This window comes from Dellaglioa sp. CoH-56-MRSF-14 (assembly GCF_056782115.1).
Window position 1 is genome coordinate 1 of sequence record NZ_JBXAYB010000035.1, and the last position, 397, is coordinate 397.

Genomic DNA, 397 nt, shown 5'->3' on the forward strand with positions numbered 1-397 from the left:
GAAGCTTATCGAACCCCAACAACGGACTGTATTCGTCGTCAAGAGCACGTGCCCGCTCCCACCCATTGATCCACAGCGCCCGCGCGATCCCCGTCTACGGGTTTTGATCGAGAGTCATTCCCGACCAGTAGGCGTCTCGGCCCGCGCGGCGTGGATCGGTCATTCGATATTCCGATATGCGTGTTCGATACGGTCAGCCAGACGACGGCGTTCGCACGCGACCTCTAGACACATGGCCTCTTGAGCAGATGTTAGGCAATCTTGGCCGATCTTCTCAAACTTTTGTGCTTCTGTACGAAGTAGGTCGATGCACACCAGCATCTCCTTAGGCGTCATGCCCAACGGGTAATAAACGCTCATGATCATCTCCTTGAAAGTTGGTGTGACTATTATACAT

The 397-nt window shown here is 53.9% G+C and carries 1 protein-coding gene; it reads right to left on the reverse strand.

Annotation, left to right across the window (positions count from 1 at the left end; genetic code table 11):
- Window positions 1–159: 159 nt before the first annotated feature.
- Window positions 160–397: hypothetical protein (locus AC1RPX_RS07735; RefSeq protein WP_481762488.1), on the reverse strand; the 238-nt coding region annotated here is incomplete at its 5' end.